Source organism: Allobosea sp. Root381, assembly GCF_001429395.1.
In the GTDB taxonomy this organism is placed as follows: domain Bacteria; phylum Pseudomonadota; class Alphaproteobacteria; order Rhizobiales; family Beijerinckiaceae; genus Allobosea.
In genome coordinates this window covers 91141-108355 of sequence record NZ_LMJT01000002.1, presented here as the reverse complement: position 1 = coordinate 108355, position 17215 = coordinate 91141, and the positions used below count along the sequence as shown (strand labels likewise).

At 69.1% G+C, this 17215-nt stretch carries 11 protein-coding genes; 6 read left to right on the top strand and 5 right to left on the bottom strand.

Annotated elements, in window-relative coordinates; translation table 11 throughout:
- Positions 1 to 5: 5 nt before the first annotated feature.
- The 5 genes from ASE63_RS04085 to ASE63_RS04065 all read right to left on the bottom strand — a co-directional run bounded on the left by ASE63_RS04085 (position 6) and on the right by ASE63_RS04065 (position 4505).
- A complete protein-coding gene (locus tag ASE63_RS04085) occupies positions 6 to 749 on the bottom strand; it encodes an ABC transporter ATP-binding protein (protein WP_056796980.1) in 744 nt (247 codons plus the stop codon).
- Positions 746 to 1759 carry a branched-chain amino acid ABC transporter permease gene (locus tag ASE63_RS04080; RefSeq protein WP_082609645.1) on the bottom strand — a complete coding sequence of 338 codons (1014 nt, stop codon included), beginning with the start codon at positions 1757 to 1759 and terminating at the stop codon, positions 746 to 748. Before ASE63_RS04080 ends, ASE63_RS04085 begins: the two co-directional genes overlap by 4 nt.
- Complete coding sequence (locus tag ASE63_RS04075; protein WP_056796977.1) at positions 1756 to 2634, bottom strand: branched-chain amino acid ABC transporter permease; 879 nt, start codon at positions 2632 to 2634, stop codon at positions 1756 to 1758. Before ASE63_RS04075 ends, ASE63_RS04080 begins: the two co-directional genes overlap by 4 nt.
- A gap of 173 nt (positions 2635 to 2807) precedes the next feature.
- Entirely contained in the window at positions 2808 to 3944 is a 1137-nt protein-coding gene (locus tag ASE63_RS04070; RefSeq protein WP_056796974.1) for an ABC transporter substrate-binding protein, read from the bottom strand.
- Between the two features lie 207 nt (positions 3945 to 4151).
- A complete protein-coding gene (locus tag ASE63_RS04065) occupies positions 4152 to 4505 on the bottom strand; it encodes a VOC family protein (protein WP_056796971.1) in 354 nt (117 codons plus the stop codon).
- Between the two features lie 215 nt (positions 4506 to 4720).
- Here ASE63_RS04065 and ASE63_RS04060 point away from each other — a divergent pair, with 215 nt between their 5' ends.
- From ASE63_RS04060 to ASE63_RS04035, 6 genes are all read left to right on the top strand, one after another.
- Positions 4721 to 5473 carry a hypothetical protein gene (locus tag ASE63_RS04060; RefSeq protein WP_056796969.1) on the top strand — a complete coding sequence of 251 codons (753 nt, stop codon included), beginning with the start codon at positions 4721 to 4723 and terminating at the stop codon, positions 5471 to 5473.
- Positions 5474 to 5648: 175 nt separating this feature from the next.
- Positions 5649 to 7598 carry an autotransporter assembly complex family protein gene (locus ASE63_RS04055; protein ID WP_244491271.1) on the top strand — a complete coding sequence of 650 codons (1950 nt, stop codon included), beginning with the start codon at positions 5649 to 5651 and terminating at the stop codon, positions 7596 to 7598.
- 155 nt (positions 7599 to 7753) lie between these two features.
- Complete coding sequence (locus ASE63_RS04050) at positions 7754 to 12079, top strand: translocation/assembly module TamB domain-containing protein (protein WP_056796963.1); 4326 nt, start codon at positions 7754 to 7756, stop codon at positions 12077 to 12079.
- Between the two features lie 412 nt (positions 12080 to 12491).
- A complete protein-coding gene (locus tag ASE63_RS04045) occupies positions 12492 to 13784 on the top strand; it encodes a porin (protein ID WP_056796961.1) in 1293 nt (430 codons plus the stop codon).
- Positions 13785 to 14203: 419 nt separating this feature from the next.
- Complete coding sequence (locus ASE63_RS04040; protein WP_156410179.1) at positions 14204 to 16528, top strand: OmpA family protein; 2325 nt, start codon at positions 14204 to 14206, stop codon at positions 16526 to 16528.
- 12 nt (positions 16529 to 16540) lie between these two features.
- Entirely contained in the window at positions 16541 to 17209 is a 669-nt protein-coding gene (locus ASE63_RS04035) for a hypothetical protein (protein ID WP_056796954.1), read from the top strand.
- Positions 17210 to 17215 lie beyond the last annotated feature (6 nt).

The following is a 17215-nucleotide window of genomic DNA, read 5'->3' as shown; positions in this document are numbered from 1 at the left end:
GCCCCTCAATGCCCCAGATAGGCCTCGATCACGGCCGGGTTGGCCCTGACCTCGGCCGGCGTGCCTTCCGCCAGAACCTTGCCCTCGGCCAGCACGATCACCCGCGAACACAGGCTCATCACGAAATCCATGTTGTGCTCGATCACGACGAAGGTCGCGCCCTGTTCGGCGTTGATCGCGCGCAGGCGCTCCTTCAGGTCGCCCAGCATGGTCAGGTTGACGCCGCCGGCCGGCTCGTCGAGCAGGACGAGGCGCGGGCCCGCCATGAAGGCCATGGCCGCGTCGAGCAGCTTCTGCTGGCCATAGGAGAGCCCGCCGGCCTTGGCATCCGCCAGATGGCCGAGCTTGAAGAAGCCGATCATCTGCTCGGCCTTGTCCGTCAGCCCGGCGTCGCGTGCGCCGAACAGCCGCGACAGCATCGAACCCTGATGCTCCTGGCCGGCGAGGATCAGGTTCTCGCGGACCGAGAGCTCGGGGAAGACCTGCAGCAGCTGGAAGGTGCGGCTGACTCCGAGCCGGTTCAGCGCCGAGGGACGCATATTGGTGATGTCGCGCCCGTCGAGCTTCACCGCGCCCTCGGTCGGCTCCAACTGGCCGAGGATGCAGTTGAACAGGGTCGACTTGCCGCAGCCATTCGGCCCGATGATCCCGAGGATCTCGCCTTCCTTCACCGAGAAGGAGACGCCGTCGACCGCCTTGATGCCGCCGAAGGCCTTGTGGAGATTGCTGACTTCGAGAACCTGGCTCATCGCGTGCCTCCGCGACGGCCGGTCAGCTTCGTCCAGCCGCGCTCCAGCAGGCCGCTCACCCCCTGCGGGCAGGCGATCAGCAGCAGCAGCACGATGCTGGCGAAGATGATCAGGTAGAGCGAACCGGCGAAGCGCAGCCATTCCGGCAGCACGACGCCAAGCAGCGCGCCGACGAAGGGGCCGAGCAGATAGCCGGCCCCGCCCGCGACCACCATCAGCAGCAGGAAGAAGCTCTGCGACAGCGAGAAGGGCGAGGGGTCGATGAACTCGACGAGCGGCGCATAGAGCGCCCCCGCAAACCCCGCATAGGCCGAGCCGATGGCGAAGGCGAGCAGCGTATACGCACGCGTATCGATGCCCAGGCTCGCGGCGCGGATCGGGTTCTCGCGCAGCGCCGTGAAGGCCCGGCCCCAGGGACTACGGATCAGCCACCATTGCGCGACGGCGAGGATCAGCGTCACCGCCACGACGAAGCGATGGAATTCCAGCGCGCCGAACAGCTTGATGCCGAAGAAGTCCGGCCGGTTGATGTTGGAGATGCCGAAGACGCCGCCGGTGAGCCACTGCTCGTTTCGCAGGATCAGCCAGATCAGCGTCGAGAAGGCGAGCGTGACGAAGGCGAGGTAATGCGCCTTGACCCTGAGCGCCGGGAAGCCGAGCACGATCCCCACCGCGAAAGTCAGCAGGCCCGACAGCGCGAAGGCGGCATACCAGGAGACGCCGAGCTTGGTCGTCAGCAGCGCGGTCGTATAGGCGCCGAGGCCCATGAAGGCGGCCTGCGCCAGCGACTTCAGCCCGGCATAGCCCAGCGTCAGGTTGAGCCCCATCACGGCGATGCTCATCACCAGCCAGAGCGAGAGCACATAGGTGCCGTAGCGCCCCATGCCGACGGGGGCAAACCACAGGATTGCGGCGCCGAGCAGCAGCGTGACGAGGGTTCCGTCGATCAGGCCGGGGAGGGCGCGGCCGCGCGGCCGCGACAGGTCGTTGGTGGTCGCAGGTGCGCTCATACCCGGCGCTCCTCCTTGCGGCCCATCAGCCCTTCCGGCTTGAGCAGGATGATCACGACCAGCAGCACCAGCGGCACGGCCAGCCGGTAGGAGCTGGAGATGTAGGCCGCCGCCAGCGAGTCGATCACGCCGACGACGAGCCCGCCGACCAGCGCGCCGCGGACCTGGTTGAAGCCGCCGACGATCGCCGCGATGAAGGCGAACAGCCCGATCACCTCGCCATTCGAGAACTTCGCCAGATAGATCGGCGAGATCAGCACCGAGGCGACCACGGCGAGCGCCGCATTGATCACGAAGGTCAGCAAGACCATGCGCTCTACGGGTATGCCGAGGATGCGCGCGACCGTCGGGTTCTGTGCCGTCGCCTGCATCTGGCGGCCGAGCCGGGTTCCGCCGACGAACCATTGCAGCGCCCCGATCACGGCGAAGGCGCAGGCGATGATCGTCAGATGCTGCAGCGAGATCGCGGCGCCGAAGACCTCGATCGTCGATGTCGGCACGAAGGAGGGGAAGTTCTGGGCCTCGGCCGAAAAGCCGTCCTTGGCGCCTTCCTTCATGATGATCGACAGCGCCATGGTGGCGATGGCGAGCGGCAGCACGCCATGCCTGATCATCGGATCGACCACGACGAGCTTGAAGCCCGCCCCGAATATCAGGATGAAGGCGAAAATCCCGATCAGCGCGCCGAGCCAGAGCGGCGCGCCGAACAGCTTCACCGCCAGCAGCACCAGCACCGCCGGCAGCATGACGAACTCGCCCTGGGCGAAGTTGATCGTCTGCGAGGTCTGCCAGACCAGCGTGAAGCCGATCGCGGCGAGCGCATAGATCGCCCCCGTGGCGATGCCGGCGATGAGATAGGCGGTGAATTCGGCCATGGCGATCGTGCTCGGTGGGCGCGTAATGGCCGGGCCAGACCCAACCATCTTGGCGTTGATCGGCGCGCTGCCGTCATTGCGAGGAGCGCAGCGACGAAGCAATCCAGGAGGAGGTAGAGCGCTGCCGCCCCTGGATCGCTTCGCTGCGCTCGCAATGACGGCTCCGCGCGTCCTTACGGTTTGATGCGCGGCAGGGTGGTGTTGATCACCTGCTTGCCGTCGATCACCTCGGCGAGGAAGCTCTCGCGGTCGAGGTCGCCGTTCTGCTCGATCACCGTGTCCATCAGGATGCCGGGCTCCTCGCTCGCCTTGATGGTGGCGCCGCGCAGCGTGTCGGCCAGGCCCTTGCGGTCGATCTTCTTCTGCTTCTCGGTCGCCCATTTCACCATATGGACGGCCATGTAGCCTTTGATGCCGTTATGGTCCGAGGCGAAGCCGTATTTCTCGCGATAGCGCTTGCCGAATTCCTGCAGGGCCGGAATTGGCGCATCGGTCGAGAGGCCGACATGGCCGCGTACGCCGTTGGCGGCATCGCCCGCCAGCTCCAGCACCTTGGCGCCGAGCAGAGTGGTCTCGCCGATCATGGGCTTGGTGATGCCTTGCTGCTTGGCGGCGCGCAGGAAGCGGGCGCTCTCCTCCTCGTTCAGATAGACGAAGACGGCGTCGGCGTTGGAATTCTTGACCTTGATCGCGTCGGCGGCGAAGTCGGCCTGGCCCTGTTCGGTGGCGACATCGACCGCGACCTTGATGCCGGCCTTCTCGAGCTCGGGCAGGATCGCGTCGCGGCCGCCCTTGCCGAAATCGTTGTTGACCCAGACGACCGCGACCGAGCCGGCCTTGACGGTGTCCTTCAGGTACTTCGCGATCTTCGGCATCGCCGCCGCCTGGCTGAGCGAGGTGCGGAAGATGTAGGGGTTGCCCTGCTTGGTGAAGCCGGCGGCCTCGCCGGCGACGATCTGCGCGGTCTCGGCGCGCTGCGAGATCTGCATCGAGGCGGCGATCGGCCCGGAAAACACTGGCCCGAGAATGGCGTAGGCGCCCTCGTCGATGCCGCGCTGCACGGCGGCGCGGGTGTTACCCGGATTGGTCTGGCTGTCGTAATGGACGATCTCGACCTGCTTGCCGAGGATGCCGCCCTTGGCGTTGATGTCGGCGACGGCGAGGTCGGCGCCGTTCTTGAAATTGGTTCCGGCGGTGGCGCCCGCGCCCGAAAGCTCGATCACGTCGACGAGCTTGATCTTGTCCTGCGCCGAAGCGGGCAGGGCGAGGCCGGCCGCCAGCATGGCGGCGATGGCGAGTTTCGACTTCATCTTCGTCTCCTCCAGGGTCCTGATCGGTGTTCTTGTCCGCCCGGCTGCCGCGGGTCGTTCTCCGGTCGCGATCGGCCGCGAGGGCGGCTATCGCCGTCCCGCCATGCCGCTGCGTCCGCCTTTTGCGACTTTCCGCGGCGGAGTCCAGTACCGATAACGGCTAAGACTCTGCGTGCCGCGGGATTGTCGGGGATTTCCGCGGGTGCCTCACCCCTTCGACCAGACCGCAAGCTCGTAGCCGTCCGGATCGGCGAAGTGGAAGCGCCGGCCGCCGGGGAAGTCGAAGACCGGCCTGACGATGCGCCCGCCGGCAGCCTCGATCCGCGCCTGCGTCGCGACGAGGTCGTCGGCATAGAGGATGACCAGCGGCCCGCCCGGCCGCTTCTCGCCCTCGGTGGTGAAGCCGCCTTCCAGGCGCCCATCGGTGAAGGCGCGGTAGGTCGGGCCGTAATCCGTCATCGTCCAGCCGAAGGCGGCGGCATAGAAGGCGCTCGACCGGTCGAGATCGGCCACGACGAATTCGACATAGTCGATGCGCTGGTCGTTGGCGGAATGGGCCATGGTCCCGGTCTCCTGAAGGGGCGCTGCCTGTCGGCCGCCTTCATGACGCTCGCCGCCACGCGGGACAAGCGGAGAGGCTTTCGCCGCGCGCGGCCGCGCCTTGTTCAATCCGGCCCGTCCGTTTAGCAGGGTGGCGTCGCGGCGGCCACTCGTGCAGGCTGTTGACGCAGGAATGCTGCGGCCATCCGGCCGGATACGAGACAGGGACGAGACGCATGCCGACCACGAACGAGACCTTGCGCGATTCGCTGGTCGCCGCCCGCCGCGACAAGTCCCTCATCGAAATGACGGCCCAGCCGGTCCCCGCCTCCTTCCTGGAAGGCCTCGACGTGCAGGCGCAGATCGCGAAGCGCCTCGGCCAGGCCGAGGCCGGCTGGAAGGTTGCGATCGCCGAGGGCGGGGTGCCCGTCGCCGGGCTGATGCCCGGCCCCTGGCTGGCGCCGGGCGATGTCTATGACGGCGCGATCGGCGCCGAGCTGCGCGTCGAGATCGAGATCGCGCTCAGGCTCGCGAAGGACGTGCCCATGCGGCCCGGCCAACCCTATTCGCGCGCCGAGCTGCTTGGCCATTGCGACAAGGCCTATCTCGGCATCGAGATCGTCGAGAGCCGCCTCGCCAACTGGCTTGGCGCGCCTTTCGCACTCTGGCTGGCCGACGCGCTCGGCCATGGCGGCTACTATCTCGGGCAGGAGCTCGACATGAAGGTCCTCGACGACCTCACCGGCTTGTCCTGCTTCATCTCGCTGAACGGCGTCACGATCTACGACCAGCCGGCGGTGCATGGAAATGGCGATCCGATGACGCCCTTCCTCGCTTGGGCCAACCGCAAGGACGAGCTGATGGGCGGCCTGCGCGCCGGGCAGATCGTCACGACGGGCAGCCTCTGCGGCGGGGTGCTCTCGCCGGGCAAGGGCGAGATCGTAGCCAAATTGAACCCGCTTGGAGCAGTAACGCTGACGCTGCGATAGGATTTGGCCGGCGGCCTTGTCGAACAGCCCAAGATTTTCGATACTGCCGCCGATCATGCTCTGAACACAGTTTGACCTTAATCGCCTTGTGCTTGTGGCGTTGTCTGGAGGGCGGATGCGGTCGTGGCGGAGGGTAGCCCGCGCTGTTGCGGGCGGAAGCGGCTGTGCTTTCGCCGTGTTCCTCGGCGTCCAGTCCGTGCCGGCGCAGGCCTTTGATTTGTCGTCGCTGGACGTCTTCGGCCTGTTCACCAAGAAGGACGAGCCGCCGGCCGTGAGCGCCACAGCGCTGCCCTATCGGCTCGACTTCGATCTCGGCGACGCCGAGAACGCCAAGGCGCTGACCCGCACCCTTCAGGATGCCTCGCTGCTCTACCGCCTGCGCCAGGACGCCCCGCCCGACGGCGAGACGCTGGCGCGGCGCATGGCGGCCGACCTCGATCCACTGGTCGATGCGCTCTGGTCGCAGGGCTATTTCAATGCCGATATCGCGATCGCCGTCGATGGTGTCTCTCTCAAGGTCGGGCAGGAGCCCGGCGCCGCGCTGGTCCGTGCGGCGGAGGCGCATCGCAATCGCGATGCGGTGCCGATTACCGTCCGTGTCCAGCCCGGCCCGGTCTTCAAGCTTCGCGACGTCGCCGTGCGCGAGACCGGCGGCGAGGCGGGGGCCATCGCCGATCCGGAGAAGGTCACGCGGCTAAAGACCGGCGACCCCGCGACCTCGTCGGCACTCAGGGCGGCGCGGGCGGCGCTGGTCGATAATCTCCGTGCCCAGTCGCGCCCGCTGGCCAAGGTGGTGGCGCTGAATCCGGTCGTCGACCACGCCACGCGCATCATGGACGTGACGTATGTGGTCGATCCCGGCCCGCTCGCCGGCTTCGGCGACGTCACCATCGGCAAGACCGACGAGATTCCGCCGGCGGTGGTGCGCTCCTTCATCTATCTCGAGCCCGGCGATCCCTATTCGCCCAAGGCTCTCTCGGATACGCGCCGTTCCATCGCCACGATCCCCGCCGTCGGTTCGGTCCGCATCCGCGAAGACGACAAGCTGGACGGCTACGGCAACCTGCCGATCTTCGTCGACGTCACCGAGCGCCCCAAGCGCCTGATCGGCTTCTCGGCCCGCTACTCGACCATCGACGGCCCGGCGGTGAAGACCTATTGGGAGCATCGCAACCTGTTCGGCGGGGCCGAGCGTCTGCGGCTCGAAGGCGACATCTTCCTCGCCCCGCGCATCGACGGCACCAAGATCTCGAAGATCGACGATTTCCAGCGCTCGGATCTAGGCGGGCGCTTCTCGTTCAGCTTCCTGAAGCCGGCACTCTGGGGCAGCCGCTATGACTGGCTGCTCGACGGCGTGGCGACGCGCCAGCGCGTCGGCACCAACCGCTATGGCGGCTACACGGCCCGCTACGCCAACGTCACAACGGCGATCCAGCGCCGCTTCAGCGACACCTTCTCGGTCCAGGCGGGCATTGAATACGAGCGCGGTCAGACCAGCGACGTGCTCGGACAGGTCGACTACACCCTCATCGGCATCCCGCTCTCGCTGAAATACGATTCGACCGACAGCCTGCTCGATCCGACGCGCGGCTTCCGCGTCACGGGGTCGGTCACGCCGTACCCGACCTTCCTCGGCTCGACAGTCGGCATCTTCCAGGCCAAGGGGGCCTTTTCCGCCTATTACGCGCTGGACGAGGATGCCCGCTACGTGCTGGCCGGGCGCATCGGCCTCGGCTCGATCTCGGGCGCGAGCCTCGACGAGATCCCGGCAACGCGGCGCTTCTATGCCGGCGGCGGCGGCTCGGTGCGCGGCTATGCCTATCGCACGCTCTCGCCGCTCGGGCCGGACAACCAGCTGGTCGGCGGACGCAGCCTGTTCGAGGCCTCGGTCGAGGCGCGCATCAAGATCACCGACACCATCGGCATCGTGCCATTCTTCGATGCCGGCACCGCCTTCGAGAGTAGCATCCCGGACTTCAAGCAGAAGCTGCAGATGGCCGCTGGCCTCGGCTTTCGCTACTATACCGGCATCGGCCCGATCAGGGTCGACATCGCCGCCCCGCTCAATCCCCGCAAGGGCGACAAGCCGGTCGCCCTCTATGTCAGCATCGGGCAGGCTTTCTGATGCGCAGGATCGTGACGCAGCTGGCCCAACGCGCCCTGGGATGGATTGCGGGCGCAGCCAAGCGGAGATCCGGAATCCATCCCAGGGCGCGGAGCCTTACGATGGCTCCCGGATCGGTGCCGCCGGCGCGGCCTGTCCGGGATCACGACGTGGGAGTGGCACGCCGCCCCATCTTCGCCCGCCGCCTCGCGCTTTTCGCGCTGCTGCTCACGGTCGGCTTCCTGGCCTCGGCCCATTTCGGCGGCTTCGCCCAGAACGCCCAGACCGATCGCGGCGTCGTCGCCGACCTGATCTCGAAGGCACTGTCGAGCGACACCAGCCAGGTCTCGATCGGGCAGGTCAACGGAGCGCTTTCCTCCGATGTCGAGATCCGCGACATCGTGCTGTCGGATCGCGACGGCCCCTGGCTGCGGCTCGACCGCGCCCGCCTGATCTGGACGCGCAGCGCGCTGCTGCTGCGGCGCCTCGACATCGACCGGCTCGAGATCGGCAAGCTGGAACTGCTGCGCAAGCAGGCGCCACAGCCCGCCGGCGCCGCCCCGCCGAGCGATGCGCCGATCCTGCCGGAACTGCCGTTGAAGGTGATCGTCCGCGCCTTCCAGCTCAATGAACTGGTGCTCGGCGAGTCGGTCCTCGGCGTCGCGGCGCGGCTGGCTGCGACCGGTTCGGCGACGCTCGGACCGCCCAATGAAGGCCTCGACCTCAAGCTCCAGGCCCGGCGGCTCGATGCTGGCGGCGAGTTCGACGTGAATGTGAGCTTCGTCCCCGACACCACGCGATTGCGGTTGGGGATCAAGCTCGACGAACCGCAGGGCGGGCTGATCGCGAAGGTCGCCGGCCTTCCCGGCGAGCCGCCCGTGCAGCTCTCCCTCGGCGGCGACGGGCCGCTCGATTCCTTCGGTTCGAGCCTCAACTTCACCGCGGGCCCGACGATCGGAGCGAGGGGCGAGGCGCGGCTCGATCGCGCCGGCGCCGAGCGCCAACTCGTGCTCGGTCTCGACGCCCGCATCGAGGGGCTGATGCCCGCTCCCGTCGCCCCGGTCTTCGCCGGCTCGACGCGGCTCGACGGCTCGGTCGGCTTCGCCGATGGCGGCGGTATCGACATCCGCAACCTCGCCCTGGTCTCGGCGCTCGCCCGGCTCGACGTGCTCGGCCGCTACAATGCCGACAAGACGCTCGATCTGCGCGTCACGGCCGCCGCGCGCCCCAATGCCGAGGGCCGCACCGTCGCCTCGGGAACCGAGATCGCCAAGCTCGCCTTTGACGCCACGATCAAGGGGCCGGTGGCCGGTCCGACCGTTGTCGCCAAGCTGGAGGCCGAGGACGCGAAACTGCCCGCCGGCAGCTTCGCGCGGCTCGCCACGACCTTCAACGCCACGCCGACCGGCACGATCGGCGAGCCCGGAACCCGCATCGCGCTGACGGCGGATGGCGAGGCGGCGGGCATCGTCTTGGCCGACCGCGCGCTCGCCCGCGCCATCGGCGAGCGCGTCACCTTCACGCTGCGCGGCACCGCCCAGGATGACGGCACGGCCGATTTCGAGACGCTGCGCCTCGCCATGTCGGGCGTCGAGCTCGACTACAAGGGCAAGGCCGGCAACCCGCGCGTGCTCGGCCGGCTCGAGGCGGTGCTGCCCGATCTCGCCCGGCTGAGCGGGCTCGCAGGGCGTTCGCTCGCCGGCCGAGCCGAGCTCGGCGCCGACATCGACGCCACGCCGCGCCTGAATGACTACGGAGCGACGCTGAGCGGCAGGGGCGAGCGGCTCTCGACCGGCGACGCGACGCTCGACCGCCTGCTCGCCGGCAGGCTCACCCTGGCCGGCCAGGTCCGCTCGCTCGCCGGTGACCTGACCGTGGCGGGGCTGCGCCTGGCCGGCGAGCACGCCGCCTTCACCGCCGATGGCGGCATCGGCGTGCAGGCCTCGGATCTGCGCCTCGCTTTGGCCATGCCCGATCTGCGACGAGCCGATCCGCGACTCTCCGGCAAGGGCGACGTCACCGCGCAGATCACCGGCCCGCGCGACAAGCTCGATGCGACGGCGCGCATCGCCATCGCCAATGCCACGGCGCTAGCCCGTCCGATCCCGCGTCTCGCCATCGACGCGGTGATCCGCGACCTTCAGGGCGCGCTCGATACCCGCCTGACGCTGAACGGCGAGATCGACGCCAAGCCCGCCACCGGCACGGTCGCGCTGGCGCGTATGCCCGGCGATGGCTGGAACCTCTCGGCGCTCGACATCGCCATCGGCTCGGTTCGTCTCAACGGCGCGCTGACCCTCGATCCGGCGAGCCGCGCCGCCGGCCGCATCACCCTCGCGGCGCGCAATCTGGACGATCTCTCGGCCCTGGCGCTCACCAAGATCGGCGGCCAGCTCGATGCCGACATCGCGCTCGCCGTGGTCGAGGGCCGGCAGAATCTGGAGCTGAAGGCGAAGGGGGCCAAGCTCGCGGGGCCGTCCGTCGCCATCGACAGGCTCGATGCGACGGCAGCCGCTTCCGACATCTACGGCCGCCCGCTGCTCGATGCGGCGATCGCCATCGACCGTGCCGTGCTGGCGGGCGAAACCTTTACCGCGCTGCGCTTCGACTCGAAGGGCGCGCCGGATGCCAGCGCCTTCACGTTGAGCGCGGCCGCGCGCGGCTTCGCACTAAGCGGGGCAGGGCGCCTTGTGCCGGGCGAGCCGCTCAGGCTGGAACTCGCCTCCTTCGATGCCCGCCGCGACGGCCGCCGCATCGCGCTCGCCAATCCCGCGACCTTCAGCTTTCCCGCCGGCGGCATCGAGATCGCCGGGCTGGCGCTGGCGATCGAGAACGGCCGCCTGACGCTGGACGGCAAGGCGGGCGAGGCGCTCGACCTTGACCTCGCCGCCCGCGACATACCCCTCTCCGCCGTCCGCATCCTCGCCCCGAAGCTCGACCTCGCCGGCACGCTGAACGCCGAGGCGACGATCGGCGGCACGGCCGCCGCGCCGACCGGCCCGTGGAGCCTCCGCATCGCCCGGCTGGCGACACCTGAGACCCGCCAGGCCGGCCTGCCGCCGGTCGAGATCGCCGCCAAGGGCGAGCTGAAGGGTGACGAGACCAGCGTCGACGCCACTGTGAATGCCGGCCGCAACGCCAGCCTGACCGTTCGCGGCACTGCTCCGCTGAACGCCGCCGGCGTGCTCGAACTCGCCGCGCAGGGCCGTCTCGACGCCGTGCTGGCCAATCCGATGCTGGCGCCGCAGGGGCGCAGGCTCACCGGCACGGTCGCGCTCGACCTGCGTGCGACCGGCACCGCCGCGGCGCCGCGCCTCAGCGGTTCGGCCACGCTTGCCAATGGCAGCTTCACCGACGCATTGCAGGGCGTGCGGCTGACGGCCATCGAGGCGCGCATCGCCGCCAATGGCGAGAACCTCACGATCGAGCGCGCATCTGCCCGCACGCCCAATGGTGGGACGCTTTCGGCGAGCGGCCGGCTGGAGCTCGACCCTGCCGACGGCTTCCCCGGGCAGATCCGCATCCAGGGCAACCGCGCGCAGCTCGTTTCCAGCGGCATCGTCACGGCGGTCGCCAATCTCAACATGGAGATCGGCGGCCCGCTGGCACGGCGTCCCCGGATCGGCGGGCGCATCGACGTGCTCTCGCTCGACGTAGCTGTGCCGGACCGGTTGCCGGCCTCGCTGCGGCCGGTCGAGGGCATCAAGCATGTCAGGGCGACAGGCACCGCCGCCGCCCGCCTCGCCGAGCAGAAGCGAGCGGCGCGCCAGCAGGCGACGCGGGGCGGCCGGCCCGCTCCCGCCTTCGACGCCGCGCTCGCGCTCACCGTCTCCGCGCCGAGCCGCGTCTTCATCCGTGGCCGCGGCATCGATGCCGAGCTCGGCGGCGAGATTCGCGTCGGCGGCACGCTGGCGGCGCCCGCCCTCGACGGCGGCTTCGAGTTGCGGCGCGGCCGTCTCAGCGTGCTGAGCCAGCGCCTCGACTTCAGCCGCGGCCGCCTGACCTTCACCGGCGGCACCATGCCGGAGCTCGACTTCGTCGCCGAAACCCGCGCCTCCGACGTCACCGCCCGCGTCATCGTCAGCGGGCCGGCCGACGCGCCGCGATTCGTCTTCGCCTCGACGCCGGAGCTGCCGCAGGACGAGGTGCTCTCGCGCCTGCTGTTCGCGCGGGCCTCCGGTTCGCTGTCGCCCTTCCAGGCGCTGCAACTGGCTCAAGCCGCGGCGCAGTTCGCCGGCGGCGGCGGCGACGATTCGTTCGAGCGCCTGCGCAAATCCCTCGGGGTCGACAATCTCGACATCCAGATGGGCGCGGGCGGGCCCACCGTCGGGGTGTCGCGCTATATCGGCGACAACGTCTCCGTCGGCTTCAAGGCGGGCGCAAAACCCGAGGATAGCGGCGTTTCAGTCGGAATCGACGTGACGCGCCGGCTCAAGCTGCAGGCGGACACCGGCGCGGACGGCAGCGCCTCGGTCGGCATCGGTGCCGAGTGGGAATACTGAGCGGGCCGCCCCCGGAGAGAATCAGATTCGCTTTCCACAGGCGGGCTCACAGGCCCTGCCTGTGAAGAATCCGGTTTTGGAAAGCCTCGAAACAGGCCCGGCCGGCGGGGTGCGGTTAACCGCTCGTAAATTTCGGCGGTCAAAGCGTGACCTGCCTGCAACACCGGGGTCCAAAGCGCCCTTCGGAACCTCGCGGTGGCGTGATCGAGGTTGATCGGCACTGCGGCGCTCGTATGGTTGTCCTGCGTCGGGACGTTCCCGGTCGCTGTTTTTCGCCTTCGCCTCTGAATGGTTCGGGGACGCGGGCGAAAGGCCGGGAATAGGCAGGTTCGGTGGTAGGGTCTCCTGGGGCCGATCACCAACAAGGACAGGCCGAAGCCCGAGGGTCTCGAAACTCTTTTGGAGGTTACCAATGAAGCTCGTTAAGAGCCTCCTCCTCGGTTCCGCCGCCGGCATCGCCGCGGTCGCCGGGGCTCAGGCCGCCGACCTTCCCTCGCGGAAGGCCGCTCCGGTCGAATACGTTCGCGTTTGCTCGGCCTATGGCGCCGGCTTCTTCTACATCCCCGGCACCGACACCTGCCTCCGCATCGGCGGCCGTCTGCGCGCTGAGTACGAGATCGGCGAGCGTTGGTCGCGTGGTCAGGACGGTTACGGCACCCGCGTTCGCGGTCGTCTGAACCTCGATGCCCGCACCGCGACTGCCTATGGCACGCTGCGCACCTTCATCCGCTACGACGTGACCAACACGGTCGGCGCGCACAACAACGGTCGTCGCGTCGCGATCACCCCGGGCGCCGCTCTGGGCGACCCGACGGTCAACCTCGACAAGGCCTTCGTCCAGTTCGGCCCGATCACCGCTGGTCGCGCGCAGTCGTTCTTCGACTTCTACGCCAACGACCTCGGCTTCCACACGGTCCGCACCTCGGATCGTTCGCCGCACCTGTTGGCCTACACCGCGACCTTCGGCAGCGGCTTCAGCGCGACGATCTCGATCGAAGATCCGAAGACCACGGCCCAGGCGCAGACCCTCATCGGCACCAACGCCGGCAGCACCTATCCGGATCTCGTCGCTTCGCTGCGCGTCGATCAGGGTTGGGGCTCTGCTCAGCTGTCGGGTGCCTTCGGCAACCGCAGCACCTTCAATCCCGGCACGGGCGTGAAGCGTGAAGAGACCGGCTGGGCCATCCAGGCTGGCGCGAAGATCAACCTGCCGATGCTCGCCGCTGGCGACCATATCTGGTTGCAGGCTGCTTACGCCGATGGCGCGATCGAGTATCTCGGTTGGGGCAACAGCGTCGGCGTCGGCCGCGTCGGGGGCTCCACGCTCCTCGCGAACTACGCGTTCGACAACCTCGGCAATGCGAAGTCGATTTCGGGCTTCAGCATCGTTGCGGGCCTCCGTCACTTCTGGACCCCCACGATCCGCACCGACGTGTACGGTTCGTACTCCGAGCTCGACACCCCCCGGACGAACATCCTGGGCGTTCTCGGCTCGCTCGACCCGAAGGAGCTCACCGTCGGCGCGAACGTCGTCTGGTCGCCGGTTTCCGGCCTGGACATCGGCGTCGAGGTTCTCTACCAGCGCGTCGAGTTCGGCGCTCGCGTGGCGGATCTGAAGGACGTTGCTCTTGGTGCGCCCACCGTCCGCACCCGCAAGTCGGACGACGCCTTCACCGGCCGTCTGCGCATCCAGCGCGACTTCTGATCGTCTCAAGCGATCCTAGTCGGAAGCCCCGGGGAAACCCGGGGCTTTTCTTGTTTGGGACCAGCGGCGGATCGCAGGCCGCAGCCGTGGTCTCGACCCCGCGAACCGCCTTGCATCGTCAACTTGCCGAGGATCGCGTGCAGCGGGGAGGCGCCGCTTCGAAGCGCGCCGATCTGCCGCGAACCGCAGCTGGCCCGCTGGTTTTCGGGACGGTTGACAGCCGCGTCGCGACACGCCTTCTAAAGCAGGCCGTCATATTTGGGGCACGGATCGCGATTCCACGGCTAACGGTGGGACGCGAGATGAGCCCGGAGATGAGCGGCGTTCTTCAAGAGCCTGAAACCGTGTAGCTTCTGGTTCCGGGCGAGGCGGCTTTCTTCCGTATGGGAGCGAGCCGGACAGGGCTTCGGGGGAATGGGATGACGCAGCCGGGACGTTGGCTTTGGGGACTGGTGCCGCTGGCCCTGCTCTGGGGTGCCGGAAACCTGTTTCTTGGCCCGGCGATCGAGCTGGATGTCGGCCGGAGAGCGGTCGAGGCGGCGGCAGCGGTCGCCGGCGAGGCGCCCGGCGCACGCCCGATCGTCGCCCAGGTCGAGGGCCGCGACGTCGCCATCAGCGGCGAGGCGCTGTCGGCCGACGGCGCTACGCGGGCGGTGGCGCGGCTGCGCGCCGAATTCGGCGTCCGCCGGGCGCTCGGCGGCCTCTCCCAGGTCGTCGCGCAGAAGCCCTATAGCTGGTCGGCCAGCCGCGAAGGCAATGTCGTCACGCTTGGCGGCTTCGTGCCCGACGATGCGACGGGGCGGGCCAATGTAGCCGCGGCCACTGCCGCGCTGCCCGGTGTTAAGATCGAGGACAGCCAGAGACTGGCTTTCGGCGCGCCCGCGGGGTTCGACGCCATGACGCGGGCGGTGCTGGCCGAGTTGCCGAAGCTTTCGTCCGGCAAGATCGCGCTCGACGATATGCGTTTCTGCATCGAGGGCAGGGCCGGGAGCCCGGAGCATTTCCTCGCGTTGCAGACCGCGACGGCCTCGCTCGCCCGCGACGGCTTCCAACCCGTCGCCTGCGCGCTCGAGCCGCCCGTCGTCTCTCCCTATCGCTGGGGCGCCGAAAAGCTGGCCGCGGATTCGCTGCGCCTGACAGGCTTCTATCCGTCCGATGCGGTGCACCAGCAGATCCTGACGCTGCTGCGCCGCGCCTTTCCGGGCCCCATCGGCATCGACGACCAGATGAAGCCGGCGGCAGGCGAGCCCGCGGCGTTCCTCGCCAAGGTCACCCGGGCGGTCGGGGATCTCGCCCGGCTGCGCCGGGGCAAGGCGGAACTGTCGGGCGATGTCTATGCTCTCTCGGGCGACGGGCCGGAGACCTTTACCGCCTGCCAGGCGCTGCGCCTGCAGATCGCCCAGGGCGACGGGCCGGATTCGGTCGCGCAGGCCACCATCGCCTGCCCGCCGCAGCCGCCGATCGAGAGCCTGATGCCGCCGCTGCCGGAGATACCGGCTCCGATTTTCCTGCCCTCCGACCTTCCGGCCAAGCCGCCGGCTCCCGGCGCCGTCGCTCAGCCGAGCGCTCCTCCTGCGCCTCCTGCGCCTCCCGCGCAGGCGCAGCAACCGGCTGCGCTTGTGGCGCTGGCCTGGAGCGCGACGCGGGCCGAAGGCGCGGTGGCGCTGAAAGGCATGGTTCGGGACCAGGCTGCCCGCGACGCACTCGTCGCGCAGGCGCGCAGCCTGTTTTCCGGCACAGTCTCTGACCAGCTTGCTCTGGAGCCGAATCTGCGGGCGGAGCCCGATTACGCAGCGGCGACCGGCTTTGCGCTCGAGCTGCTCGACAAGCTGAAGCAGGGTTCGGTCTCGCTTGCGGGGGCCGTGCTCGGCTTGTCGGGTGACGTCGCCAACGTCGCGGCCTGGCAGGAACTGGATGCCGCGCTGCGCCGCCAGCCCCTGCCGGCCGGGCTGAGCATCGGCCAGGGCGGCGCCGCGTCGATTGCGGTGCGTCCCTATGTCCTGTCGCTGTCCGCCGACCGGACCGGGCTGAGCCTGTCCGGCTATCTGCCGGATCTGCAGGTGCGCGAGGCGCTGCACGCCTTGGTAGAGGCCTCGCCGCTCAAGGGCAGGCTCGCCGATACGACGCAGATCGTGCCCGGCGCGCCCGAAGGCTTCGACGCCGCTGCAAAAGTCGCGGTGACGAATCTGCTGCGGCTCGACATGGGCACGGCAAATCTCGCGGATGATCTCGTAACCCTGCGCGGGCTCACCTGCCGCGACCTCATAAAGAGCGAGGTCGAGACCAGCGCTGCCACCGGCCTCCCGGCGGGAGTTCGCACGGATACCGCGATCGCGCTCCGCCAGACCGGCTGCATGCTCGAGCCGCCGTCGACCTGTCAGAACGATCTCGATGCGTTGACGAAGAGCAATTCGGTGCTCTTCGCGCAGGGAACCTCGGTCATGGCGCTCGACCCGCCGACAGAGCGCGTGATCGCGCAAGCCGCGGCGATCCTGAAGCAGTGCCCGGGCTCGGCCATCACCATCGAGGGCCACGCCAACAGCGACGGCGAACGTGCCGGCTTCGACAATCTAGACCTGTCGGCGCGCCGCGCCCTTCGGGTTCGCGACGAGCTCATCCGGCGCGGCATCGCCCCGGCGCAGCTCGCGACGCGCGGTTTCGGCGTCGAGCGGCCGCTGGTGCCGCACGGCTCCACCGAGGCCAAGGCGACGAATCGGCGCGTTCAGTTCACGGTCGCGAAGTAAGGGGGGACGGACATGCTTTATCTCGCAAGCCAGTTCGTCTGGTTCCTCGCCGCCGCCTTCGTGCTCGGCCTCGTCATGGGCTGGATCGGCCATGACGGCGGCAAGCTGCGCCTGTTCGGAGGGGGCGCCGGCTGGCTCGCGGCGCTCTGGGCGCTGGGCGCCGGCCTGACGTGGCTGCAGATCGTCAACGGCGCACCGGCGACCTGGATCGAAACGGCGCTGCTGTTTTCGGCTGTCTATGTCGCAGGCTGCGTGGCGGCCGCCCTGCTGCGCGGCACGCGGAGCGCCGGTGAAGCCGCTGTCGCCGCAGCTCCTGCCGAGGCGGTCCCGGCCGCTGTTCCCGCCGCGGCGCTGCCGCCGGTGGAGGGTGAGGTCACGATCCCCGGGGAGCGTCCCGCCGGCCTCGCCGCCGCACGCGCCGGGAAGCCCGACGATCTCAAGCTGATCAAGGGCGTCGCAGAGCAGAACGAGGCCAAGCTGCACGCGCTCGGCATCTGGCATTTCGAGCAGATCGCGGCCTGGACGCCCCGCAACGTCGAATGGGTCGGCAGCTATCTGGCCTTCCCGGGCCGGATCGAGCGCGAGGATTGGGTCGGGCAGTCGAAGCAGCTGGCGGCCGGCAGCGGCGACGCAGAAGTGCCGAAGCCGGCCGAGGCCGCCATCGACAAGCCTGCCGCCTGAGGCGGC

Coding starts and splice junctions, on each gene's coding strand:
- ASE63_RS04080 (WP_082609645.1), bottom strand. CDS start 1,759: ATGAGCGCACCTGCGACCACCAACGACCTGTCGCGGCCGCGCGGCCGC.
- ASE63_RS04045 (WP_056796961.1), top strand. CDS start 12,492: ATGAAGCTCGTTAAGAGCCTCCTCCTCGGTTCCGCCGCCGGCATCGCC.
- ASE63_RS04070 (WP_056796974.1), bottom strand. CDS start 3,944: ATGAAGTCGAAACTCGCCATCGCCGCCATGCTGGCGGCCGGCCTCGCC.
- ASE63_RS04060 (WP_056796969.1), top strand. CDS start 4,721: ATGCCGACCACGAACGAGACCTTGCGCGATTCGCTGGTCGCCGCCCGC.
- ASE63_RS04065 (WP_056796971.1), bottom strand. CDS start 4,505: ATGGCCCATTCCGCCAACGACCAGCGCATCGACTATGTCGAATTCGTC.
- ASE63_RS04035 (WP_056796954.1), top strand. CDS start 16,541: ATGCTTTATCTCGCAAGCCAGTTCGTCTGGTTCCTCGCCGCCGCCTTC.
- ASE63_RS04075 (WP_056796977.1), bottom strand. CDS start 2,634: ATGGCCGAATTCACCGCCTATCTCATCGCCGGCATCGCCACGGGGGCG.
- ASE63_RS04040 (WP_156410179.1), top strand. CDS start 14,204: ATGACGCAGCCGGGACGTTGGCTTTGGGGACTGGTGCCGCTGGCCCTG.
- ASE63_RS04085 (WP_056796980.1), bottom strand. CDS start 749: ATGAGCCAGGTTCTCGAAGTCAGCAATCTCCACAAGGCCTTCGGCGGC.